The sequence below is a fragment of the Agromyces zhanjiangensis genome, assembly GCF_040496055.1.
Classification (GTDB): domain Bacteria; phylum Actinomycetota; class Actinomycetes; order Actinomycetales; family Microbacteriaceae; genus Agromyces; species Agromyces zhanjiangensis.
In genome coordinates this window covers 156,224-177,685 of sequence record NZ_JBEPKB010000009.1, presented here as the reverse complement: position 1 = coordinate 177,685, position 21,462 = coordinate 156,224, and the positions used below count along the sequence as shown (strand labels likewise).

Here is a 21,462-nt window from a genome sequence, read left to right as displayed (position 1 = left end):
GCGCGCGCCGGGGCGTTGGCGGCCGCGCGACGCGCGGCCGACGCATCCGACTGCGAGCCCTCCGAGGCGACCGGCCGGCTGGTCGCGATCCTGCTGGCGCTCGGTGAGCGCGATGCCGCGATCGAGACGGCCGACGCGCTGCGCGTCTCGGGCACCGCGCCGTGGTGGCGGCACCTGCACGTCGCCGAGGCCTTCGAGTTCGCCGACGAGTTCGAACTCGCCGAACGCTGGTTCGCGATCACGCTGCGGCTCGTGGAGCGCGACCCCGAGCACGACGTCGCCGATCGCCTGATCGCGCTGAGCGGTCGCTCGCGCGTGCGGCGCGACGCGGGCAAGCCCGAGGACGTGCTCGACGCCGAGACGAGCCAGTTGCGCGAACTGCTCGGCTACGAGCCGATCGCGTAGCCCTCGGTCAGCCCGTCGCGGGGTGGGTGGGGTCGGGCGGGTCCTCCGGAGCCGGTTCGTCCGGGCGGTCGGGACCGTGGGGCATGATGCGCCCGTCGGCGTCGGCGTCGGCGTCGGCGTCGGCGTCGGAGTCGCGGACGGTCGTGCCGTCTGCGGCGCCCGCGACATCCGTCTCGTCGCCCTCGTCGCCTTTCGACGCCCCGGCGGCCAGCCGTCCGAACGGCCGACTCGCGACGCGACCCGCGGTCGACACCGCGCGCGCAAGGCGGCGGCCGGCCGAGGTGAGCACCGTCTCATCGCCGCGGGGCTCCAGGTCGGCCGGGAGCGCGAAGGGCGCGGGGCCGAACGCCAGACGGGACTGCTGCAGTACGCGGCGCCCGAGCACGTGGTTGCCGATGCCGCCGATCGCGGCGCCGATGCCGAACGGGATGGCCCGCCCGATGATCCCGGCTCCGCCCCTCACGGCGAACTGCTTCACGAACACGTGCCGCAGTCGATCGACGACCGAGCCCATCACTGCACGGGGGAGCGTGCTGGTGATGATCTCGCCGAAGTACGCGTTCCGCGGCACGCCCTTCCCCGTCGCCTGCGCGGCGAACTGCCGCACGAGGTCGGCGCCCTCGCGTCCCATCATGAGTGTCATGACGAGCGCGCGAGCGCGGTCGGGGTTCTCCACGTGCAGGCCGTGCACCTCGGCGACGGACTGCGCGAAGAGCGCCGTGGCTTCGAGGAAGCCAGCGGTCTCGACCCCCGAGAGGGCCAAGGTGATGCCGGTCGAAATGCCGGGAACGACGGCGGTCGCGCCCACGGCCGCGCCGCCCGTGGTGACGGCCGTGAGGTACCGGCGCTCGAGCACGCGCACGAGCTCCTCGGGGCTCGCCGTGGGGTGGTTGCGGCGGATGGCGCGCAGGTGCGCGAGCACGATCGGACGCTGGATCGACAGGAGCCGGTCGAATCCGCGTTCGAGGCCGACGGCGCGATCCGCCGGATCGATCGGGGGCGCGGCGCGGGGACCTCCGGGCTCACCGGTGCCTTCCGCCGCGTCCGCCCCGCTCGTCGCGTCGTGGTCGCCCGGCTGTGCCTCTTCGGGCGTGCTGCGGCCCAGCGTCGTGATCCGGTGCACGCGTTCGGACATGGCGACGATCCTAGGCGGCCCGGATGTGAACGTCGCCGGGACCCGCCTGGTGGGGCGGGGGCTTGACGTCGGTCAGCGGGTGCCGTAGTCGGCGTTGTAGCGGTCCAGGACCTCGTCGATCCCGGCGTCGAGCACGAGCGCGCCCTTGTCGAGGTAGAGGCCCCGCGTGCAGAAGCGACGCAGGTCGCGTTCATTGTGGGAGACGAAGAAGAGCGTGCGCCCGCCTTGGAGGAGTTCCTCGATGCGCCGGTAGCACTTCTCGCGGAACGCCTTGTCGCCGACCGCGAGCACCTCGTCGACGAGCAGGATCGGCTCCTCGAGCTGCGAGATCACGGCGAACGCGATGCGCACCTTCATGCCGCTCGAGAGGTGCTTGTACGGCGTGTCGAGGAAGTCGCCGATCTCGGCGAACTCGATGATCTCGTCGAACTTGGCGTCGATCTGCGCCCGGCTCATGCCGTGCAGTCCCGCCGTCAGGTAGACGTTGTCGCGCACGCTCAGGTCGTCGACGAAGCCGCCGGTGATCTCGATCAGCGGTGCCACGCCGCCCGTGATGCGCACGCCGCCCTCGTCGGGGATGAGCACGCCCGCGACGAGCTTCAGCAGCGTCGACTTGCCCTGGCCGTTGCGTCCGACGACTCCGATCGCCTCACCGGGGCGGACGTCGGCGTGCACGTCGCGCAGCGCCCAGAACTCGCCGGGGCGGGTGCGCCGCTTCCGCCCCGCCAGCAGGTCCTTGAAGGAACGGCGTCCGCGGCGGTTGCGACGGAACCGGACACCGAGGCCGTCGATGCGGATCGCGTACCCCTCCGCCGAGGGGGTCGGAGCGGATGCTGCCCGGCCCATCAGATCTCCTTCAGGACCTGGCGCTCGGACGAGCGGAAGACCCAGAGTCCGAGGGCGAGCAGGGCGAGGGACATGACGGCGGACACGCCGACGTCGAACCAGTTGAGCTCGTCGGGGTAGAAGCCCGCCCGGTAGAGGCCGAACACGCCGCTCAGCGGGTTGAACGCGGCCCAGAACTGGAAGCCCTCGGGCAGGTCGCTCGTGCCGTAGATGATCGGCGACGCGTAGAAGAGGAAGCGGAGCGCGAGCTTCACCGCGCGCTCGAGGTCGCGGAAGAACACGACGAGGGGTGCGACGATGAGGCTCACCGCTGCGGTGAGCACCGCCTGCAGGATGATCCCGAGGGGGAAGAGCACGAGTTCCCACGAGACGGTCGCCCCGAACACGATCGCGAAGAAGGCGAGGACGGGCAGCGCGAGCAGGAACTCGATGCCCTTCGACAGCACGATCCGGTTCACCCAGATCGTCCGCGGGATCATCGTCGAGCGGACGAGCTTCGCGTCCTTCAGGAAGGCCCGGGTCGAGTCGCCGACGGCCCCGTTGAACCACATCCACGGCAGGAGCCCCGCGAGCAGGAACACGATGTACGGCTGCTGGCCGACGGTGCGGTCGAACACCTGCGTGAAGACGAACCAGTAGATGCCCGCCATCACGAGCGGATCGAGCACCGACCACACGTAGCCCAGCGCCGAGGTCGAGTACCGGACCTTGAGGTCGCGTGTCGTGAGGAGCCACAGCGAATGCCGGTAGCCGTCCCATGGCGTCCGCGTGAACGGATGCGAGTCGGCGTAGCTCATCACGCTCTCATCGTAGATGGCCGGAGGCCGGCCTCCGCACCGCTCTGATCGGCGCGCTGGCGCCGTCGCCGCCCGAACATGCGAGAAGCGGATGCCGCGACCGGCATCCGCTCCTCACGCTGTGTGGTGCGCAGGTCACACGAAGTGGTTCGCGCGCTCCAGGTCCTCTGCGAAGTCGATCTCGACCGCGTACAGGTCGGAGACGTCCATCGGCTCGACGAGCAGGCCGTTCTTCTCGATCGCCAGCTCGAGGCCGCGCTCGAAGTAGTCCTGGTCGCCCACGCGCTGGAGGTGCGCGAGGAAGGTGTTCTTGTCGCGGCTCGAGATGTAGTTGATGCCGACCGCTTCGCCGAGGCCGCCCTTGACGGTCTTCGACAGCTCCTTGATGTAGCCCTCGGCGGTCGTCGTGTACTTCACCTCTTCGTCGGACACCTTGGCGGTGTTGACGGTGACGAACGACTGGTCGCGCGCGATGAGCGCGAGCGCACGGTCGAGGATCGCCGGGTCGAAGACCACGTCGCCGTTCATCCAGAGCACGCCGCCCGGCTGCGACGCCTGCAGCGCGCGCATGAGCGACTTCGAGGTGTTCGTCTGGTCGTACTCCTCGTTGTAGACGAAGGAGGCCTGCGGGAACGCCTCGATGATGTGCTCGAGCTTGTAGCCGACCACGATCGTCACGGCGGCGTTGCGGCCGAACGCGTGCTCGATGTTGTCGAACTGCTGGCGCATGATCGTACGGCCGTCGCTGAGCTCGGTGAGCGGTTTGGGGAGGGAACGCCCGAGCCGGCTCCCCATGCCGGCTGCGAGGATCACGATCTGCGTGGTCACTGCATCTCCTTCGTCGATCGGATGCCGGAGGCCTCGATTCGGTTCGAGTTCACCGGTGGTTCATCCGCAAGTTCACTTCTGGACACGCCGTTATGCCGAGTCACAGGATACCGGACGGCAGAAGTCCGTGCTGGGGATTGCGTGCAAGCCGTAGCAGGATCGTGATGCGACGCGCGGGTAGCGCCCGGCTCGGAGGTTCCGCCCGCCACGACGTGAATTCGCTGTGAGAGGTCCATGGCTCCGGCCGGGGTGGTTGGTAGGTTGTCGTGGTGACTTCCGTTTCGCGATCAGGTCCTGAGGACGAGACTCCCGAAGGCACGGACACGGGGGTGTCTGCTGGTCGGGGGGAATCCGTCGCGTCCGAACAGGGGCGTGGCGAACCGGGTCGTGCCGGCGGGACGCCCGCCGGCCGCACCGCGGCGGCGAAGTCGTCGGCCGCACGTTCGAGCGCGGCGAAGGCCTCGACCTCCAAGTCGGCCGCGTCGAAGTCGACGACGAGGAGCACGTCGGCGAAGTCGGCGGCCACGCGATCGACGGCCGCCAAGCGGGCGTCCGCAGCCCGCGCCACGACCGCCGCCGACGACGCGACCGCGACCACGGCGGCCGAACCGGTGAAGCCGGCCGCGAAGCGCGGCTCGACTCCGAGGAAGCCCGCCGCGACGTCGGGCACGGCCAAGCGGCCCGCATCGGAGGCCGCCGCGAAGCGCGCGTCGGCGAAGTCCGGCTCGCCGAAGGGCGCCTCGACGTCGACGAGCCGCCCGGCGAAGGGGTCCGACGCGGCGTCGACCGGGTCGGCGTCCACCCAGGATTCGGCGTCGGCCGGCCGCGCGAAGGCGACGACCGAGACCGGCGCTTCCGCGCAGAAGCGCGCCGCCGCCGCTCGGAGCGAGTCGGCGAGCACGTCGGCCGCGAAGGGCCGGACGGCGAAGTCGGCCCGGGCCGCGTCCACGGCGGCGGCGAGGGCGCGCGCCGCCGACGCACGGAAGGCCGCGGCATCCGCCCGCGAGCGGGTCGCCGCCTCCGTCACGACCGACACGACCGAGGCCGAGCCCAGGCCGCGACGCGCGACCGGCCCCGTCGACCCCGTCGTGGCGGAGCCCGAGATCGGCACCGCCGCCGTCGCGGACACCGCTGCCGCGGAGCACGCCGCCGACGAGAGCCCCACCGAGGTCCCCTCGGAGCCGACGACCGTCGAGACCACGGTCGAATCCGACGGCGCACGCGCCGTGGTCGTCGACGAGTCCGCAGACGTCGTGCGCGCGGCCGAGGTGACCCGGACCTGGCATCCGGGCGGGCCCGACGAGGCACCGGGGACGCGCGACGAGCCTGTCGACGCCGACGCCACGGTCGAGGTCCCGAGTGCCCCCGGGGTCGCGGCAGGCGACACGACCGACGTCGCCTCTGAGGCAGAGGCCGATCCCGCCGCCGAGTTGGACCTGACGGGCGACGCCATCCTGCTGGTCGGCGCCGACGCCGCCGACGGGGTCGACCCAGCCGTCGAGACGGAGCCGGCCGACGCCGAGCCCGAGCCCGCGACCGACGACCATGAGGGCGAGCGCGGTGTCGCCGTCATCCCGCTGGGGGTGGTCACGACCTCCGCGACGCCGTCGCCGCGGAAGAAGCGGACGATCCGCGTGGCTCGCGAGGCGCCCGCACCCGAGGCGCCGGTCGTGCTCTCGATCGACGGCCTCGTCAAGCGGTTCGGCGACACCACCGCCGTCGACGCGATCAGCCTCGGCATCCGCGCCGGCTCGTTCTACGGCATCGTCGGCCCGAACGGCGCGGGCAAGACCACGACGCTCTCGATGATCACCGGGCTCCTGCGTCCCGACGGCGGGTCGGTGCACGTCAACGGCATCGACGTCTGGAAGGAGCCGCGCGCCGCCAAGCGCATCACCGGCGTGCTGCCCGATCGGCTCCGCCTGTTCGACCGCCTCACCGGCGCCGAAATGCTGTACTACGCGGGATCCCTGCGCGGCCTCGACCACCGCACCGTGCTCGATCGCAGCGCGGACCTCGCCGAGGCGTTCGGCCTGGAGGACGCCCTCGACCGGCTCGTCGCCGACTACTCGGCGGGCATGACCAAGAAGATCGCCCTCGCGTGCGCGATGATCCACTCGCCGCGCATGCTCGTCCTCGACGAGCCGTTCGAGTCCGTCGACCCCGTCTCGGCGGCGAACCTCACGGACATCCTCGAGCGCTACGTCGCGGGCGGCGGAACGGTGCTGCTCTCGAGCCACAGCATGGACCTCATCGAGCGCGTCTGCGACTCGGCGGCGATCATCGTTGGCGGGCGGGTCCTGGCATCCGGCACCCTCGATGAGGTGCGCCGCGGCGACACGCTCGAGGACCGGTTCGTCGAGCTCGCGGGCGGACGCAAGGCAGCGGAGGGCATGGAATGGTTGCACAGCTTCTCCGACTGAAGCTGCGGCTGCTCGGGAACATCTTCAAGCGGAGCGCCTGGCAGGTCGTCGGGCTCGCGATCGCGATCGTCTACGGGCTCGGGATCTCGGCGCTGCTCTTCCTGATCCTCGTGGGGCTCCGGACGATCGACGACGTGGCGCTCGTCCGCGACATCCTCGTGGTCGGCGGCGCCGCGACCGTGGTCGGCTTCCTCGTCGTGCCGCTCGTCTTCGGCGTCGACGACACCATGGACCCGCGGCGGTTCGCGCTGTTCGGCATCCCCGATCGGACGATCGCCCTCGGGCTCGCGCTCTCCGCGATGATCGGCGTGCCCGCCGTCGCGCTCGCGATCGTGCTCACGGGAACCGTCGTGACCTGGTCGCGCGGATTCGGCACGACCGTGTTCGCGATCCTCGGCGCGCTGCTCGCGTTCGCGACCTGCCTGCTCGCGGCCCGGCTCGCGGCCGGCATCGCCGGGCTCCTCCTCGAGACGCGCCGGGCGCGCGACGTCGGCGCCGTGCTCGGCGTGCTCTTCGTCGTCATGCTCGCGCCGATCGCGGTCGCGCTGACGACGGTCGACTGGGCGGCGTCCGGGCGGTTCGCGATCGGAGCGATCGCCGGCGCGCTGTCGTGGACGCCCCTCGGCGCCGCGTTCGCCGCACCAGGCGAGGCCGCGTCCGGCGCATGGGGGCCCGCGTTCCTGAAGCTCCTGATCGCGGGCGCGACCGTGTGGTTCGGCTGGATCGCCTGGAAGGCGCTCGTCGCGAAGATGCTCGTGACGCCGGGGCGGCAGGCGAGCGTGCGCAGCTACCACGGACTCGGCTGGTTCGGCCGCACGACGGGCGGGCCGACCGGGGCGATCGCCGCGCGCAGCACCACCTACTGGTTCCGCGACTCGCGGTACTGGGTGTCGCTCGTGATGGTGCCCATCGCACCGCTCCTCGTGATGCTGCCGCTCGGGATCGCCGGCGTGCCGTCCATGTACCTCGGGCTCATCCCCGTGCCGCTCGTGTGCCTCCTGCTCGGCTGGAGCCTGCACAACGACACCGCGTACGACAACACCGCGATCTGGCTGCACGTCGCCTCGGGCGTGCGCGGTGCGGCCGACCGGTTCGGCCGGCTCGTGCCCGTGCTCGTCGCGGGCATCCTCGTGATCGGACTCGGCAGCGCCGTGACCGTCTTCGTGCTCGACGACTGGCGCCTCCTGCCGTCGCTGCTCGGCGTGAGCACGGCCCTGCTCCTCGGCGGGCTCGGGATCGGGTCGATCACCTCGGCCGCGATGCCCTATCCGGTCGTCAAGCCCGGCGACAGCCCGTTCCAGCAGCCGCAGTCGACCGGTGGGATCACGGCGCTCGTGCAGTCGCTCACGATGTTCGCGGCGCTGCTCGTGGCGGCGCCCGCGATCTGGTTCGCCGGACTCGGCATCTTCGACGACCCGTCATGGCACGCGGCGTCGCTCGCGGCGGGAGCCGGGGGCGGCCTGCTCATCCTCGTGATCGGCGTCTTCGCGGGAGGTCGCGTGTTCGAACGCCGGGCGCCCGAGATCGTCGCGTCGGCCGTCAGGGCCTGATCGCGGCGTAGACTTCTCGGCATGATCCGACCCGCGCAGGCGAGCATCGCCGACCCCGACGCGCCCGGTGGCGGCACCTCGGTCCTCGACCGGGAACTCGAGAAGCTGCTCGAAGAGGAGCACATCGAGCCCGGCGACCACGAGCGGTTCTCGCACTACGTCAAGAAGGAGCAGATCCTCGAGTCGGCGATGACCGGCAAGCCGGTCCGCGCGCTGTGCGGCAAGAAGTGGACCCCCGGCCGCGACCCGGAGAAATTCCCGGTGTGCCCGGCGTGCAAGGAGATCTACAACCGCATGAAGAAGGGCTGAGCCCCGCGCAGCGCTGCCCCGTTCGGCGCCGCGCCGCTCAATGGCGTACCAGTCAGCGGTACGTCGTCGGGATCACCGGCTCGCCCCGGCCCAGGCGGAACGCCTCGATCGGCAGTTCCTGCATCACCTCGGCGCGATGCGCGCGCGCGGCCTCGACGCCCGCATGGCCCGTGAACGCGGCATCCGCTCGCCCCTCGTGCATGAGTCGCACCATGAGCGGCCGCAGCTCGTCGTCGTCGGCGAACTCATCCTCGCCGTCGGGCCCGTCGCCGACGAACACGAGCTCCTCGCGCGCGGTTCGCGTCGAGTCGATGCGACGGGCGGCGTTCTTGCGCCCGCCGACGCTCGTCTTCTTCGTGGACGCCTTCGCCACGCTCACCCATTCGTCGTCGTCGCCGCGGCGGGCGACGAGCTTGTAGACCATGCCGGCCGCGGGGAAGCCCGAGCCGGTCACGACCGACGTGCCGACGCCGTAGGCGTCGACGGGTGCACCCGAGAGGGCGGCGAGCGTGAACTCGTCGAGATCGCTCGTGACGGTGATGCGCGTGTTCACGGCGCCGAGCCCGTCGAGCTGCTCGCGCACCGCGGCGACCACGGTCGGCAGGTCGCCCGAGTCGATGCGCACCGCGCCGAGCCCGGTGCCGGCGACCCGGATCGCGGTCTCGACGCCCGTGCGGATGTCGTACGTGTCGATGAGGAGGGTCGTGCCCGGGCCCATGGCCTCGACCTGCGCCCTGAACGCGTCCTCCTCGCTGTCGTGCAGCAGCGTGAAGGCGTGCGCGGCCGTGCCCATGGTCGGGATGCCCCAGGTCCGCCCGGCCTCGAGGTTGCTCGTCGCGTCGAAGCCCGCGATGTACGCCGCCCGCGCGGCGGCCACCGCCGACCCCTCGTTGGTGCGGCGCGAGCCCATCTCGGCGATCGGCCGGCCGAGCGCGACCGACACCATGCGCGCGGCCGCGCTCGCGACGGAGGAGTCGTAGTTCAGCACCGAGAGCACGAGCGTCTCGAGCATGACCGCCTCGGCGAAGGGCGCCTGGATCGTCACGAGCGGGGAGCCCGGGAAGTACGCCTCACCCTCGCGATAGCCCCAGACGTCGCCGCGGAACCGGTAGTCGGCGAGCCAGTCGAGGGTCTCGTCGCGGACGACGCGCTGCTCGCGGAGGAACTCGAGCTCGGCGTCCTCGAAGCGGAATCGCTCGATGAGCTCGAGCATGCGGCCGGTCCCCGCGACGATGCCGTACCGGCGCCCGTCGGGAAGGCGCCTGGCGAACGCCTCGAAGAGGCTCTCGCGGTGGGCGGTGCCGTCGAGCAGGGCGGCGTCCACCATGGTGAGTTCGTAGCGGTCGGTGAACAGCGCAGCAGACCCGGTCACCCGGCCAGCCTAGTGCGAGGGGGTCAGGATGCCGCGGCCGCGGCGCGCGCGGTGGCTCGGGTCGCGGGGCGCGCGCCGAACCCGACCGCGAGCACGTTCGCGGCCGTGACGAGTGCGAGGCCGACGACCTGCCACGGCGCGAGCGCCTGGCCGAGGATGACGAGTCCGGCGAGCGCGGCGGCGGCGGGGTGCACGCTCTGCAGCACGGCGAATCGCTGCCGGGGCATCCGTCGCAGCACCACGAGGTCGATCGAGTAGGGGAGTGCGGAGGACAGCAGGCCGGCGATCGTGCCGACGCCGAGGACCAGCGCGATCGCGCCGGGTTCGAGGCGGAGGAGCGCGATGACGAGGAGCGGGGAGGTGAGGATCGCCGCGACCGTGCTCGCGATCGCCGTGCCCTGGACGCCGGGCAGCGATCGGCCGGCGCGCTGGCTGAGCAGGATGTACGCGGCCCACGCCGCGCCCGCCGTGAGGGCGAAGGCGATGCCGAGCGGGTCGATGCCCGGCACGGTGCCGGTGAGGAGCACGACGCCCGCGGCGGCGAGGATCGCGGCGACGACGTCCATGCGGCGACGTGAGCCGAGGAGGGCGAGCGCCAGCGGACCGAGGAATTCGATCGTGACCGCCGGGCCGAGGCCGATGCGCTCGACCGCGGCGTAGAGCGTGACGTTCATGACGACGAGCACTCCGCCGAGGAGCACGGCCGGCCGGAGGGTCGTCCAGGTGAGGTCGCGGCGGCGCGGACGTGCGACCGCGAGCAGGGCGACGGCCGCCACGAGCTGGCGGAGCGCGACGACGCCGGCCGGACCGACGAGGGGGAAGATGGTGGCGCCGATCGCCGCACCGACCTGCACGGAGGTCGCTCCGCCGACGACCGCGGTCGCGCCGCCGATCCCGTCCGCGTTCATCCGTGCCATGATGCCGAGGCTACGCGGAGATTGACGCGTCCAGAAATGCAATTCGCGGTCATTGATACGCTCAACGCATGGAACTGGAGTTGCGGCATCTCCGCGTCCTCATCGCCGTCGACGACGAGCGATCCTTCACCGCCGCGGCCGACCGGCTGGGGATGTCGCAGGCCGCCGTCTCCCGTTCGCTCGCGGCGCTCGAGCGCGAGGTCGGCGCGACGCTGATGCACCGGACCACCCGGCGCGTCGAGCCGACCGAGGCCGGCACGATGCTCGCCGGCACCGCGCGCCGGATCACCGCCGAGCTCGATCGCGCCGTCGCCGCCCTCCGCGGCGAGCGGGCCGTCATTCGAGTGGGGTACGCGTGGGCCGCGCTCGGCGCGCACACCACGGGAGTGCTCCGCGCCTGGAACCGGGCGCACCCCGCGAGCCCGATCCGGCTGGTACGGATCAATACGCGCGACGCCGGGCTCCTCGACGGGCACGTCGACCTCGCGGTCGTTCGCCACCCGATGCTGCCGCCCGAACTGCAGTCTGAGCTGGTCGGCCGCGAGCGGCGCGTGGCCGCACTGCCCATCGACCACCCCCTGGCCGAACGCGAGGCCGTCTCGCTCGCCGACCTCACGCCGTGGGAGGTCGCGGTCGACCGCCGCTCCGGCACCACGACGCGCGAGCTCTGGGAGGCGACGGGGGTCGCGGCGCCGCCGCTCACCTGGAGCGGCGACGTCGAGGAGTGGCTCGACCTCATCGCCGCGGGCGACGCGATCGGCGTCACCTCGGAGGCGACCGCGCACCACCTTCCGCGCCCCGGCGTGGTGTTCGTCCCGATCGTCGACGCGCCGCCGCTCGAGGTGCGACTCGCCTGGCACCGAACCCATCGCCATCCCTCGACCGGCCGCATCGCGCGCGCCGTGCGCGCGGCCTACGGGTCGGCGGCCGCGGACGAAGGCGGGCCCTCGCGCGGCTGATCTAGGCTGGTGGCTCGTGAGTGATGCACCGATCGGGATCTTCGACTCGGGGGTCGGCGGCCTCACCGTCGCCCGCGCGGTGCGCGACCAGCTTCCGAACGAGTCGATCCTCTACGTCGGCGACCTCGAGCACTCGCCCTACGGGCCGAAGCCCATCGCCGACGTGCGCCGCTACGCGCTCGCCGTGCTCGACGACCTCGTCGGACAGGGCGTGAAGATGCTCGTCATCGCCTGCAACACGGCGTCGTCGGCGATGCTCCGCGACGCGCGCGAGCGCTACGACGTGCCGGTCGTCGAGGTCATCCAGCCCGCTGTGCGGCGCGCGGTCGCGACCACGCGCACCGGCCGCGTCGGCGTGATCGGCACCGCCGGGACCGTGCAGTCGCGCGCGTACGACGACGCCTTCGCCGCCGCGCCGCACCTCGAGCTCTCGTCGGCCGCGTGCCCCCGCTTCGTCGAGTTCGTCGAGGCGGGCGTCACGACCGGGCCCGAGGTGCTCGCCGTCGCCGAGGAGTACCTCGCACCGCTCCGCACGGCGGGCGTCGACACCCTCGTACTGGGCTGCACGCACTACCCGTTCCTGAAGGGCGCGATCTCCTACGTCATGGGGGAGGGCGTCAGCCTCGTCTCGAGCGACGTCGAGACCGCGAACGACGTCTACCGCGTGCTGGTCTCCCAGGGCCTCGAGCGGCGTTCGCCCGAACCGCCCGTGCACCGCTTCGAGGCGACCGGCGACTCGAGCGCGGCGTTCCTCGACCTCGCGCACCGCCTCATCGGCCCCGAGATCTCGCAGGTCGAGCTCGTGCAGACCGGCGCACTCACGCTGCCCGCCGCCGCCGCGGCATCCGCCACCCACAGGAGGACCCAGTGACCGAGACCCCCGACATCGTGCGCGCCGACGGCCGCACCCCCGACGCCCTTCGCGACGTCGTCATCGAACGCGGATGGAGCACGCACGCCGAGGGCAGCGCGCTGATCTCGTTCGGGAACACGAAGGTGCTCTGCACCGCGAGCTTCACCAACGGCGTGCCGCGCTGGATGACCGGCAAGGGCAAGGGCTGGGTCACCGCCGAGTACGCGATGCTGCCGCGCTCCACGAACACCCGCAACGACCGCGAGTCGGTCAAGGGCCGCATCGGCGGCCGCACCCACGAGATCAGCCGGCTCATCGGCCGGAGCCTGCGCGCCGTGGTCGACATGAAGTCGCTCGGCGAGAACACCATCCAGATCGACTGCGACGTGCTCCAGGCCGACGGCGGCACGCGCACCGCGGCCATCACGGGCGCGTACGTCGCGCTCGCCGACGCGATCGAGTGGGCCCGCGGGAGGAAGTTCATCGCGCAGAAGGCGACGCCGCTCATCGACACCGTCTCGGCGGTCTCGGTCGGCATCATCGACGGCACCCCGATGCTCGACCTCGCGTACGTCGAGGACGTGCGGGCCGAGACCGACATGAACGTCGTCGCGACCGGCCGCGGCCTCTTCGTCGAGGTGCAGGGCACCGCCGAGGGTGCGCCGTTCGACCGGCGCGAGCTCGACCAACTGCTCGACCTCGCGCTCGCCGGCACGACCGAGCTCACCGCGATCCAGCGGGCGGCGCTCGAGGCGCAGCTCGGCGGCGCGGCCGCGGGCGCCGCGGGCTGATCGAGGGCCGACGGATGCCGCAGCCGCTCGAGGTCGTCCTCGCCACGCACAACGCCCACAAGGTCGCCGAGTTCCAGCAGATCCTCGGAGCCGAGTTCCCCGGCATCACGGTGCTGGCGTACGACGGCCCCGAGCCCGTCGAGGACGGAACCTCGTTCGACGAGAACGCCTTCATCAAGGCGCGCGCTGCGGCATCCCACACGGGTCGCATCGCGCTCGCCGACGATTCCGGCATCGCGGTCGACGTCATGGGCGGCTCGCCGGGCATCTTCTCGGCGCGCTGGGCCGGCCCGGGCCGCGGCGCCGAGGCGAACCTCGAGCTCCTCCTCGCTCAGCTCGGCGACATCCGCGACCCGCACCGCACCGCGCACTTCCACTGCACCATCGCCCTGGTGGTGCCGGATGCCGCGGGGCGCGAGCCGCACGAGTTCGCCGCCGTCGGCGCGTGGCCCGGGCGCATCGCGACCGAGCGCGCGGGCGTGAACGGGTTCGGCTACGACCCGATCTTCCTGCCCGACGGCTTCGACGTGTCGGCCGCCGAGCTCGCGCCCGAGGTGAAGAACGCGCACAGCCACCGGGCACGGGCGTTCCGGGCGCTGCTGCCCGAGCTGGAGCGAGTGACCCGGTTCGGCTGAGCCGCCGGCGAGAACGGGACTCATTCCCATCACCGGCGAGGCGCGCCATCCGTGCCTACGCTTGAGGGGATGGGACACTCGCACGACCACGCCGCCGACGCGCACGCCGCCGGCCGACGACGACTCGGGATCGCGATCGCGATCATCGGGGCGTTCCTCGTCGTCCAGGTCGTCGGCGGCCTGCTGACGGGCTCGCTCGCGCTGCTCGCCGACGCCGGGCACATGACGAGCGACCTGCTCGGGCTGGTGGTCGCGCTCGGCGCGGCGATCGTCGCCGCGCGTCCCGCGAACGACCGGCAGACCTACGGCTTCCGCCGGTTCGAGGTGTTCGGGGCGCTCTTCAACGGCGTGCTGCTCGTCGTCGTCGCGATCGCGGTGACGGCGAGCGCGATCGGCCGGCTGGCCTCCGGCGCGTCGGGCGAGGCGCACGAGGTCGCCGGGGGCCCGATGCTCGTCATCGCGGTCGTCGGTCTCCTCGCGAACGTCGCGGCGCTCCTGGTCCTGCGCGGCGGCGCGTCGCAGTCGATCAACCTGCGCGGCGCCTACCTCGAGGTGCTCGGCGACACGATCGGCTCGGTGCTCGTGATCGGCGCGGCGATCGTGATCCTCGTCACGGGGTGGGACGCGGCCGACCCGATCGCGTCGCTGCTCATCGCGGGGCTCATCGTGCCGCGCGCGCTCGTGCTGCTGCGCGACGTCATGCGGGTGCTCAGCCAGTCGGTGCCGGCCGAGACGGATGTCGCGGAGATCCGCGACCACATCCTCCGCACCGATGGCGTGGTGGCCGTGCACGACGTCCACGTCTGGGCGATCACGACCGGCGCCCACGTCTTCAGCGCCCACGTCGAGGTCGAGCCCGCCGTGTTCGCCGAGGGGCGGGTCGGTGCACTGCTCGACGAACTGGGCGGATGCCTCGACGAGCACTTCGACGTCGAGCACTCGACCTTCCAGCTGGAGCCCTCGGGCCACGGGCGTCGCGAGTCGACGACGCACGCGTGAGTCGCGCGGGGCGCGATGCTTGACGCGCACCATTACCAGATGTATCGTGACGCGATATACCGCAGTTCGATACATTGAACGATCGAGGAGCGCATGACCGCCGAGACCCAGCCGAAGGACCTGCTCCCGCTGACGGAGCCGGTCTTCCACATCCTCCTGTCGCTCGCCGACGAGGAGCGGCACGGGTACGGCATCATGCGCGAGGTCCGCGAGCGCACCGAGGGGTCGATCGTGCTCGCACCCGGCACGCTCTACGGGGCGATCAAGCGGCTTCGCACGCTCGGGCTCATCGAGGAGGCGGCCACGCGTGTCGACCCCGAGCTCGACGACGAGCGTCGCAAGTATTACCGCATCACCGGCCTCGGCGAGCGCGTCGCGGCGGCCGAGGCCGCGCGCGTCGCAGCCCTGGCCCGCCAGGCGGCCCTGAAGCGATTGCTCACGGGGTGGGGTGAGGCCTGATGTCCACGCCGGGCGTCGAGGGGCGGCTGTTCGGCGCCGCGATGCTGATGCTGCCCGGGGAGTTCCGCTCCGAGTACGGAGAGGAGATCCGGGTGCTCGCCCGCGACACCGTCCGAGAGGCGCAGTCGCAGGGCACCGCCTCCGCGCGATCGGCGCGGACGCGGATCGTCGTCGACCTGCTGCTGGCGGCGATGCGGGAACACGCACGGAAGGAGTCCGTCATGCACGTCAACCTCGCCGGCCTCGGAGCCGGGATCGCGACGGCGATCGGCCTGCCCATGATCGTGGCGAGCTATTCGAGCTACGGGTTCTGGGGGCTGGTCCGCCAGACCGGTGCGGCGGTCGGATTCGATTCGACCGACGTCGCCGTGCATCCGACGATCGTGTTCGTCGGCGCCGCGCTCACCGCGATCGGATTGCTCGCGCTCGCGCATCGACTCTCCGCCGCCGCAGCGGCGACGGTGTCGACGCTGCGCATCGCGGCCGCGGTCGGCAGTGCGATGGTCGGCCTCGGGGGCGTCACCATGCTCAGCTACGCGCTGCCGACGGTCTCGCCGTGGCGTGGGGCGTTCGACCTCGTCGGCAGCATCCTGCTCGGTGCTGGGTTCCTCGCGATCCTCGGCGTGCTCGTCGTCGCCGGGGTCATCGCCGTCCGCACGCGCGCCCTCGGCGCGCTCAGCTTCACGCCCCTCGCGGTCGTGGGCAGCCTCGTGCTCCTCCTGGGCGTCGCGCTCCTCGGCTTCGCGAGCGGCGTGCCGATGGAGGTGTTCCTCCGCGGACCCGCGATGGCGATCGCGGTGTGGCTCGTGCCCGTGACGTCGGTGCTGCTCGGCGCCGGTCTCGCGCTCACGCCCGCCCCGTCCGGCGCGCGGGCGCGGCAGCGCGAACCCCGCCCCGCGTGATCCGGCCGTCGGTTCAGGCGCGGCGCCGCGAGCGGCGCGTGGCCATGGCCGCGCAGAGCGCGCCGATCGCCAGGAACACCGTGCCGAGCAGCGCCCCGGTCACGCTCGGCCCGTCGTGGTCGACGAACAGGAACGCCGGTTCGGCGGCGCCGGTCCCGCGCTGCACCCAGTAGCCGATCGACTGCACCCACGACAGGGTTCCGACCGCGATGGCGACGACCGCGCCGGCGATCCACCATGCGCGTCCGTTGCGTTCCTCCATCTCGACCACCTCCACTGCGGCTGATGCCGCGTATCGGGTCCGGTCGCAGTGTATGACGCTCGGCGTTATATCGCAATGCGATATAGACGACGGATGGTGTGTGGCGTGCGGACTTCGGCGCCCGCCGCGAGCCCGGTGTCGGGCGACGGATGCCGCGCGCCGACCGACCCCGGACGGGTGCGATCGGCACACGGCATCCGCGTGCTCAGCAGGACAGCGACGGGTTGAACGGCGCGTACAGGCCGCTCGGGTTGTGCTGGCCCGTCCAGACGTGCAGGTCGTAGTGCACCGGCATCTCCGGGTCGTGCCCGGGCATCGGGCCGTCGAACGGGACGGTCCCGAACATGGGCGTGGGCTGCCCGACATCCGGCTCGAAGAACTCCACGCCCCAGAGCTCGAGGTCGCCCGAGGCGGACGGACCGTACATCAGCACCGGCGGGCGCGTCGGGTCGACCTGCGCGCCCGGCGCGATGAGCGCGGGGTTCACGAAGTGGATGCCCATGGCGCCGTCGGGGCTGCTCGAGCACTCGTGGGTGTCGACGTAGCCCTCCGCGAGGGCGACGTCGACGTCGTGGAAGTGCGCCGTGGCGGCCCGGACCTGCGCGACGAGGGCGGACTGGGTCGCGTGGTCGGGCCGGGCGGGATCGCTCGAGGGTGCGGCCTGCGCGGGCAGCGTCGGGACGGCGACGGCGAGCGCGACGAGCGCGCCGGCGGCCGTGAGGCGACGGATGGACATGGTGGTGATCTCCTTCGGTTCGGTGGTGTCGGTGGTCGTGGGGTTCATCGGCGGTCGCCGATCGGGTGGGCGGCGACGAAGACGCCGTCCGGGTCGACCGTGCGACGCACCTCGACGAGTCGCGCCCACGCGTCGGCGTCGAACCCGGTCGCGACGTCGATTCCGCGGTCGGCGAAGTTCAGGAACACGGTGCCGTTCGACCACGGAGCGAGCGCCGCCGTGACCGAGCTGGTGACCGATTCGCCGACCGCCGCCATCTCGGGCGTCGGGGCCGGCGAGAGGGCGAACAGCGCGTACTCGCCGTCCAGGCGTGCGAGTGCGCCGTCGCCGGGCCGCGCGAGCGCACCGCCCAGGTGGCGAAGCTCCGCGCAGATGAGCGGGATCTCCACGCCGGCGCCGGCCACGGCCACCAGCGCGTCGATCGCGGTGTCGGGCAGTTCGGCCAGCATCGCGTGATCGCTCACCGACGGAACCGGGCCAGGCGGGTCCATGTGGACATCGACGAGGCCGGCGGCCGGCATGCGCCCGAACGTGTCGACCTCGGGTGCGAGGGCACGGAGCGGCGCCAGGATCCCCGCCGCACGGTCGTCGTCCTCGAGGATCGCGCCGTCGATCACGACGAGGCTCCGGCCGCTCAGGAACGGAGGCATCGCGGGATCGGGCGGAAACCGCAGGAAGCGCAGCGACGTGGTCGCGGAATCCGGCAGGTCGGCCGTCCACCGCGCCCAGGCCCGCGTCACCTCTGACGCCTTCGAGAGGTCCCAGAGCAGCATGCCGGCGACCACGTCGCCGACCGGGATGAGGTCGATCTCGACCGCGACGACCACGCCGAAGTTGCCGCCGCCACCGCCGCGCAGCGCCCAGAACAGGTCGGGGTGCTCGTCGACGCTCGCGCGGACGAGCGTGCCGTCGGCGGTCACGAGCTCGACCGCGCTCACGTGCGAGGACGCGAGCCCGTGCTTGCGACCGTAGAACGACAGGCCGCCGCCGAGCACGTAGCCGGCCACGGCGACATCGCCCGCGCTGCCGTGGAGTGCGGCGAGGCCGTGCGGGGCCGCTGCCTCGACCACGTCGCGCCACAGCGTGCCGCCGAGCACTCGTGCCGTGCGGGCCAGGGGATCGACGGTCACGCCGGTCAGCTCGTGCAGTCGCACCAGGACGACGTCGGCGAGCGAGCCGGCCGCGAGCGCCGCGGCACCGTGGCCGGTGCTCTGCGGTGCGACGCGCAGCCCGAGCTCGGTCGCCGCAGCGACGACGCGGGCCACCTCGTCGACGGTGCGCGGCACCGCGACTGCGGCGGGACGCTGGACGACGGCGAGGTTCCAGGGGACGGTGGCGGCCTCGAAGCCGGGGTCGCCGGGCAGGTGCACGGTTCCGGCGTCGCGGAGCGTCGAGGTGGCGGTGGGGGACGGGTTCATGTCGGTCCTTCGGTTCGAGGGGTCGGTGGAGATCGGTTCTCCGGTCGGGGTGGGGACCGCCACGTCCGCGGCGAGGCGTACGAGCATCCCCGGCACGTCATGGCGGGCGGCGGAGACCCAGGCGACGACCGGCGCGTCCCTGCCGGTGCCGAACCGCTCGAGCACGAGCTCGACGAGTTCCGACGCGGACCCGGGTTCGAGCGCATGGATCCGCACCTGCGTCACCGCTCCGAGCCCCAGGCCGCGCTCGACGAGCGCCGCCTCGAGCCGGACGAGGGAGAGGCACAGCTGCGCGGTCGCGTCGTCGGCGTGCATCAGCTCGCCGCGGTCGTCGACGGACCCGGTCTCGATGGTCGTGGTGGTGGTCACGTCGGACATCGTGCGCGGCCGGCCGCGGTCGGCGGTATCCCGCTCGACGGGGGAATCCGCGATCCCACCGGCGTTCTTCGCGCGGCTCCCAGTCATCTGGGATACCGTGTTCGCCCGCCGAGGCGCATACTGAACGCGTGATTCCCCAGCTGACCGGTGCCCGCGTGCGGGGCGACCTCGACGTGCTCGCGCGCGCCGGGCTGGATCTCGACGACTTCATCGGCGAGGCGACCGACTCCGTGCGTCGCGCCGTGCCCTGGGTCGGGGCGTGCGTCGGAACCCACGACCCGGCCACGATGATGCTCACGAGCGCCCGCAAGTACGGCGCGCTGAAGGCGAACAACGAGCACGACCGGCTCTTCGGGATCATCGAGTACGGCACGGAGGAGCCCACGTCGTTCCGATCGCTCGCGGTCGGGGAGCACCGTGCGATCGGCATGCACGCGTCCGCCGCCGACGAGGTCGACCGGTCCGAGCGGATGACACGGCTCATGACGCCCGTCTACGGATTCGCCGACGAGGCCCGCCTGCTGTTCCGCGACGGCACCGCCGTCTGGGGGTGCCTCGCGATCTTCCGCGGCAGCGACGATCCGGTGTTCGCCGTCGACGAGGTCGAGTTCCTGGGCTCGCTGTCGGAGTCGTTCGCGCGGGGCGTGCGCTCGGGCATCCTCACCCGCCTCGCGCACGACTCGGTGCCGCTCGGCGAGACCGGCGGCCCCGCGGTCGTCATCATCGACGCGAACGACGAGGTCGCGCAGATCAGCCTCGGAGCGGAGGAACGGCTCGAGCAGCTCCGCGGCAACGCCCACGGCGGCGACCCGCTGAGCCTCGTCACGTCGCTCGTGGGCGCCGCGCGTCGCACGCTCGTCTCGACCGAGGCCCCGCCGGCTCGGGCGCGCGTCCGCACCGGGTCCGGTGTCTGGCTGCTGCTGCACGCCTCGCCGCTGCACGGCGCCGCCGGTGCGACCGGCGACGTGGTCGTCACCATCGAGGAGGCGCGGCCGCCCGAGATCGTCTCGCTCGTGGTCGCCGCGTTCGGCCTCACCCAGCGCGAGCGCGACGTCACGCGGCTGGTGCTGCAGGGCGTGGAGACGAAGGAGATCGCCGCCACGCTGCACGTGTCGGCCTACACCGTCCAGGACCACCTGAAGTCGGTGTTCGACAAGGCCGGCGTGCGGAGCCGCCGCGAGCTCATCTCCCGGGTCTACTTCGACCAGTACGTGCCGCGCATGGGCGAGACCGTCGGCGCGACGGGGTGGTTCGCGGGCTGATCGGCCTCAGCGGCCGTCGTGCGGCGGCCGGTCGTCGCCGTGCGCGTCGCCGTGGTGCGGGTGGTCGCCGTCGAGGTGCGGCGGCCGGTCGAACACGTCGGGGTCGAGCACGAGCTCCTCGGCCTCCTCCTCGTCGGTCACGACGTCTTCGCCCGCGGCTTCGGCCTTCTTCGCCTTGCGGCGCTCGCTGAAGTAGTGCCAGGCGGTGACGAGCGCGGTGCCGCCGACCGCCACCAGGAGGATCAGGTCGATGTACTCGCGCACGAGGAACGCGACCGGCGGGATGAAGCTGACCGCGTACCCGAACATCGTCAGGCCGAAGCCCCAGAGCACCGCGCCGATGAAGTTGTAGAGCGTGTAGCGCCCGCGGTTCATGTGGCCGACGCCGGCGGCGACCGGCGCGAAGGTGCGCACGATCGGCACGAAGCGGGCGAGGATGATCGTCAGCCCGCCGAACCGCTCGAAGAACGCGTTCGTCCGCTCGACGTTCTTGACGCTGAAGAGCCCGCTCTCCTTGCGTTCGAAGACCTTCGGGCCGCCGCGATGGCCGATCTCGTAGCCGACCTCCCCGCCCACGAACGCGGAGACGCCGATGAGCAGGGCGACGAGCCAGACCGAGACGCCGAACACGCCGTTCGGCGGCACCAGCTCGGAGTTCGACAGCAGGCCGGAGATGACGAGCAGCGTGTCGCCCGGCAGGAGGAACCCGACGAGCAGGCCCGTCTCGGCGAAGACGATGAAGCAGACGACGAGCAGCGCCCACGGCCCTGCGCCCTGGATGATCGTCTCCGGGTCGAGCCACGGGATGAGCGCGGTGTGGATCACGGCGTGGTGCTCCTGTCATCGGACCGGCGGAAGCCGGTCCCGGTCTGCTGGGTGTCCGTGCAGTCTAGCGAGCGGATGCCCCGCGGCGATCGGGGCAGCCCCCGAATCCGCCGTGAGGATGACGCGCCCGCCGGCGGCCGCGCCGCGGCATCCGCTCGCCGTCAGTCGACGCGCCGGAAGCGGGCGACGAGCCCGCCGTCGACCTCGACCTGCTCGGCGAACATCTCGGCGGGTCGCACCCATACGCCGCGATCGCCGTAGAGCTGTCGGTAGACGACGACCCACTCCTCGGTCTCGCTGTGGCGTGCGAGCGCCAGGACCTCGTAGTGCGCGCCCTTGTAGTGCTCGTAGACGCCGGGGGAGATGGCCGGCGGCTCGCTCGAAGAGGTCACCGGCCCATC

Annotated in this window: 24 protein-coding genes; 12 read left to right on the top strand and 12 right to left on the bottom strand. The window is 72.3% G+C overall.

What is annotated here, in order from left to right; all coding sequences use genetic code 11:
* The coding region (locus tag ABME02_RS16040; protein ID WP_353816335.1) for a hypothetical protein at nucleotides 1-405 on the top strand (405 nt) is incomplete at its 5' end.
* Nucleotides 406-412: 7 nt separating this feature from the next.
* Here ABME02_RS16040 and ABME02_RS16035 read toward each other — a convergent pair.
* The 5 genes from ABME02_RS16035 to ABME02_RS16015 all read right to left on the bottom strand — a co-directional run bounded on the left by ABME02_RS16035 (nucleotide 413) and on the right by ABME02_RS16015 (nucleotide 4,912).
* Nucleotides 413-1,540, bottom strand: a complete 1,128-nt coding sequence (locus tag ABME02_RS16035) for a hypothetical protein (protein WP_353816334.1) — start codon at nucleotides 1,538-1,540, stop codon at nucleotides 413-415.
* Between the two features lie 72 nt (nucleotides 1,541-1,612).
* Nucleotides 1,613-2,386, bottom strand: coding sequence for an ABC transporter ATP-binding protein (locus tag ABME02_RS16030; protein ID WP_353816333.1), 774 nt, complete (start codon nucleotides 2,384-2,386; stop codon nucleotides 1,613-1,615).
* Complete coding sequence (locus tag ABME02_RS16025) at nucleotides 2,386-3,183, bottom strand: ABC transporter permease (protein WP_353816343.1); 798 nt, start codon at nucleotides 3,181-3,183, stop codon at nucleotides 2,386-2,388. The genes ABME02_RS16030 and ABME02_RS16025 overlap by 1 nt, the downstream gene beginning before the upstream one ends.
* Nucleotides 3,184-3,318: 135 nt before the next feature.
* Nucleotides 3,319-4,011 (bottom strand): phosphocholine cytidylyltransferase family protein, encoded by a 693-nt coding sequence (locus tag ABME02_RS16020; protein WP_353816332.1) that lies wholly within the window; start codon nucleotides 4,009-4,011, stop codon nucleotides 3,319-3,321.
* Between the two features lie 100 nt (nucleotides 4,012-4,111).
* Entirely contained in the window at nucleotides 4,112-4,912 is an 801-nt protein-coding gene (locus ABME02_RS16015) for a hypothetical protein (RefSeq protein WP_353816331.1), read from the bottom strand.
* A 187-nt stretch (nucleotides 4,913-5,099) separates the two neighbouring features.
* On the opposite strand from ABME02_RS16015, the gene ABME02_RS16010 reads away from it, so the two are divergent.
* Genes ABME02_RS16010 through ABME02_RS16000 form a run of 3 tightly spaced genes read left to right on the top strand, consistent with a single transcriptional unit; the run spans nucleotide 5,100 to nucleotide 8,293 of the window.
* Complete coding sequence (locus ABME02_RS16010; protein ID WP_353816330.1) at nucleotides 5,100-6,434, top strand: ABC transporter ATP-binding protein; 1,335 nt, start codon at nucleotides 5,100-5,102, stop codon at nucleotides 6,432-6,434.
* On the top strand, nucleotides 6,410-7,984 hold the full coding sequence (locus ABME02_RS16005) for a hypothetical protein (protein WP_353816329.1): 1,575 nt from the start codon (nucleotides 6,410-6,412) through the stop codon (nucleotides 7,982-7,984). Before ABME02_RS16010 ends, ABME02_RS16005 begins: the two co-directional genes overlap by 25 nt.
* Before the next feature lie 21 nt (nucleotides 7,985-8,005).
* Complete coding sequence (locus ABME02_RS16000) at nucleotides 8,006-8,293, top strand: DUF3039 domain-containing protein (RefSeq protein ID WP_353816328.1); 288 nt, start codon at nucleotides 8,006-8,008, stop codon at nucleotides 8,291-8,293.
* Between the two features lie 52 nt (nucleotides 8,294-8,345).
* On the opposite strand, the gene ABME02_RS15995 is transcribed toward ABME02_RS16000, so the two are convergent.
* Both ABME02_RS15995 and ABME02_RS15990 read right to left on the bottom strand, forming a co-directional pair.
* Complete coding sequence (locus ABME02_RS15995) at nucleotides 8,346-9,665, bottom strand: nicotinate phosphoribosyltransferase (RefSeq protein ID WP_353816327.1); 1,320 nt, start codon at nucleotides 9,663-9,665, stop codon at nucleotides 8,346-8,348.
* 23 nt (nucleotides 9,666-9,688) lie between these two features.
* Entirely contained in the window at nucleotides 9,689-10,582 is an 894-nt protein-coding gene (locus ABME02_RS15990) for an EamA family transporter (RefSeq protein WP_353816326.1), read from the bottom strand.
* Between the two features lie 68 nt (nucleotides 10,583-10,650).
* On the opposite strand from ABME02_RS15990, the gene ABME02_RS15985 reads away from it, so the two are divergent.
* The 7 genes from ABME02_RS15985 to ABME02_RS15955 all read left to right on the top strand — a co-directional run bounded on the left by ABME02_RS15985 (nucleotide 10,651) and on the right by ABME02_RS15955 (nucleotide 16,180).
* The gene (locus ABME02_RS15985; protein ID WP_353816325.1) at nucleotides 10,651-11,541 is read left to right on the top strand and encodes a LysR family transcriptional regulator; all 891 of its coding nucleotides are present in this window, start codon (nucleotides 10,651-10,653) and stop codon (nucleotides 11,539-11,541) included.
* A 16-nt stretch (nucleotides 11,542-11,557) separates the two neighbouring features.
* Nucleotides 11,558-12,412: a glutamate racemase gene (gene murI / locus ABME02_RS15980; protein ID WP_353816324.1), complete on the top strand. Its 855-nt coding sequence runs from the start codon at nucleotides 11,558-11,560 to the stop codon at nucleotides 12,410-12,412.
* Complete coding sequence (gene rph / locus ABME02_RS15975) at nucleotides 12,409-13,185, top strand: ribonuclease PH (protein ID WP_353816323.1); 777 nt, start codon at nucleotides 12,409-12,411, stop codon at nucleotides 13,183-13,185. The genes murI and rph overlap by 4 nt, the downstream gene beginning before the upstream one ends.
* 14 nt (nucleotides 13,186-13,199) lie before the next feature.
* Nucleotides 13,200-13,820 carry an RdgB/HAM1 family non-canonical purine NTP pyrophosphatase gene (rdgB, locus tag ABME02_RS15970; protein WP_353816322.1) on the top strand — a complete coding sequence of 207 codons (621 nt, stop codon included), beginning with the start codon at nucleotides 13,200-13,202 and terminating at the stop codon, nucleotides 13,818-13,820.
* Between the two features lie 69 nt (nucleotides 13,821-13,889).
* A complete protein-coding gene (locus tag ABME02_RS15965) occupies nucleotides 13,890-14,819 on the top strand; it encodes a cation diffusion facilitator family transporter (protein WP_353816321.1) in 930 nt (309 codons plus the stop codon).
* 93 nt (nucleotides 14,820-14,912) lie between these two features.
* Nucleotides 14,913-15,278, top strand: a complete 366-nt coding sequence (locus ABME02_RS15960; protein WP_353816320.1) for a PadR family transcriptional regulator — start codon at nucleotides 14,913-14,915, stop codon at nucleotides 15,276-15,278.
* Entirely contained in the window at nucleotides 15,278-16,180 is a 903-nt protein-coding gene (locus ABME02_RS15955; protein ID WP_353816319.1) for a hypothetical protein, read from the top strand. The genes ABME02_RS15960 and ABME02_RS15955 overlap by 1 nt, the downstream gene beginning before the upstream one ends.
* A 13-nt stretch (nucleotides 16,181-16,193) precedes the next feature.
* Here ABME02_RS15955 and ABME02_RS15950 read toward each other — a convergent pair whose 3' ends face one another.
* From ABME02_RS15950 to ABME02_RS15940, 3 genes are all read right to left on the bottom strand, one after another.
* The gene (locus ABME02_RS15950; protein ID WP_353816318.1) at nucleotides 16,194-16,442 is read right to left on the bottom strand and encodes a hypothetical protein; all 249 of its coding nucleotides are present in this window, start codon (nucleotides 16,440-16,442) and stop codon (nucleotides 16,194-16,196) included.
* Nucleotides 16,443-16,647: 205 nt separating this feature from the next.
* Entirely contained in the window at nucleotides 16,648-17,226 is a 579-nt protein-coding gene (locus tag ABME02_RS15945) for a hypothetical protein (protein ID WP_353816317.1), read from the bottom strand.
* Nucleotides 17,223-18,965, bottom strand: coding sequence for an FAD-binding oxidoreductase (locus tag ABME02_RS15940; protein ID WP_353816316.1), 1,743 nt, complete (start codon nucleotides 18,963-18,965; stop codon nucleotides 17,223-17,225). The genes ABME02_RS15945 and ABME02_RS15940 overlap by 4 nt, the downstream gene beginning before the upstream one ends.
* A gap of 137 nt (nucleotides 18,966-19,102) precedes the next feature.
* On the opposite strand from ABME02_RS15940, the gene ABME02_RS15935 reads away from it, so the two are divergent.
* Nucleotides 19,103-20,236 (top strand): helix-turn-helix transcriptional regulator, encoded by a 1,134-nt coding sequence (locus ABME02_RS15935; RefSeq protein ID WP_353816315.1) that lies wholly within the window; start codon nucleotides 19,103-19,105, stop codon nucleotides 20,234-20,236.
* Nucleotides 20,237-20,242: 6 nt separating this feature from the next.
* On the opposite strand, the gene ABME02_RS15930 is transcribed toward ABME02_RS15935, so the two are convergent.
* Together ABME02_RS15930 and ABME02_RS15925 are read right to left on the bottom strand one after the other, a co-directional pair.
* Complete coding sequence (locus ABME02_RS15930; protein ID WP_436408285.1) at nucleotides 20,243-21,061, bottom strand: DedA family protein; 819 nt, start codon at nucleotides 21,059-21,061, stop codon at nucleotides 20,243-20,245.
* A gap of 161 nt (nucleotides 21,062-21,222) precedes the next feature.
* A complete protein-coding gene (locus ABME02_RS15925; RefSeq protein WP_353816314.1) occupies nucleotides 21,223-21,453 on the bottom strand; it encodes a DUF1653 domain-containing protein in 231 nt (76 codons plus the stop codon).
* Nucleotides 21,454-21,462 lie beyond the last annotated feature (9 nt).

Excerpts from the sequence above, each read along its gene's own strand:
- ABME02_RS15990 (WP_353816326.1), bottom strand. The coding sequence starts at position 10,582 with ATGGCACGGATGAACGCGGACGGGATCGGCGGCGCGACCGCGGTCGTC.
- ABME02_RS16000 (WP_353816328.1), top strand. The coding sequence starts at position 8,006 with ATGATCCGACCCGCGCAGGCGAGCATCGCCGACCCCGACGCGCCCGGT.
- ABME02_RS15950 (WP_353816318.1), bottom strand. The coding sequence starts at position 16,442 with ATGGAGGAACGCAACGGACGCGCATGGTGGATCGCCGGCGCGGTCGTC.
- ABME02_RS15945 (WP_353816317.1), bottom strand. The coding sequence starts at position 17,226 with ATGAACCCCACGACCACCGACACCACCGAACCGAAGGAGATCACCACC.
- ABME02_RS16030 (WP_353816333.1), bottom strand. The coding sequence starts at position 2,386 with ATGGGCCGGGCAGCATCCGCTCCGACCCCCTCGGCGGAGGGGTACGCG.
- ABME02_RS16035 (WP_353816334.1), bottom strand. The coding sequence starts at position 1,540 with ATGTCCGAACGCGTGCACCGGATCACGACGCTGGGCCGCAGCACGCCC.
- ABME02_RS15955 (WP_353816319.1), top strand. The coding sequence starts at position 15,278 with ATGTCCACGCCGGGCGTCGAGGGGCGGCTGTTCGGCGCCGCGATGCTG.
- rdgB (WP_353816322.1), top strand. The coding sequence starts at position 13,200 with ATGCCGCAGCCGCTCGAGGTCGTCCTCGCCACGCACAACGCCCACAAG.
- ABME02_RS16025 (WP_353816343.1), bottom strand. The coding sequence starts at position 3,183 with ATGAGCTACGCCGACTCGCATCCGTTCACGCGGACGCCATGGGACGGC.
- ABME02_RS16005 (WP_353816329.1), top strand. The coding sequence starts at position 6,410 with ATGGTTGCACAGCTTCTCCGACTGAAGCTGCGGCTGCTCGGGAACATC.
- ABME02_RS15960 (WP_353816320.1), top strand. The coding sequence starts at position 14,913 with ATGACCGCCGAGACCCAGCCGAAGGACCTGCTCCCGCTGACGGAGCCG.
- ABME02_RS15985 (WP_353816325.1), top strand. The coding sequence starts at position 10,651 with ATGGAACTGGAGTTGCGGCATCTCCGCGTCCTCATCGCCGTCGACGAC.
- ABME02_RS15965 (WP_353816321.1), top strand. The coding sequence starts at position 13,890 with ATGGGACACTCGCACGACCACGCCGCCGACGCGCACGCCGCCGGCCGA.